The following is a 241-nucleotide window of genomic DNA, read 5'->3' on the forward strand; positions in this document are numbered from 1 at the left end:
GACGCGGCGGGCAGCCGCTGGCGCGGCGCTGGTGCCGGACCGGGCGCCGGCTCCACGGGCGCCAGGGCGCGCGGGACCGACATCGCCTATTCGGTCACCGTCTCCTTCGTGGAGGCGGCGCAGGGCACCAAGCGCCGCATCAACCTGTCCAACGGCAAGAGCCTGGAGGTCGCGGTGCCGCCCGGCACCGAGGACCAGGCGAAGCTGCGGCTGAAGGGCCAGGGGCTGGGCGGCATGGGCG

The 241-nt window shown here is 75.9% G+C and carries 1 protein-coding gene; it reads left to right on the plus strand.

Going from position 1 to position 241, the window contains the following annotated elements; genetic code table 11:
- On the plus strand, positions 1-241 hold a 241-nt coding region (locus tag JT719_RS25105; RefSeq protein WP_278251908.1), incomplete at both ends, for a DnaJ C-terminal domain-containing protein.

It is taken from the genome of Sabulibacter ruber, from assembly GCF_017355955.1.
In the GTDB taxonomy this organism is placed as follows: Bacteria; Bacteroidota; Bacteroidia; order Cytophagales; family Hymenobacteraceae; genus Nibribacter; species Nibribacter ruber_A.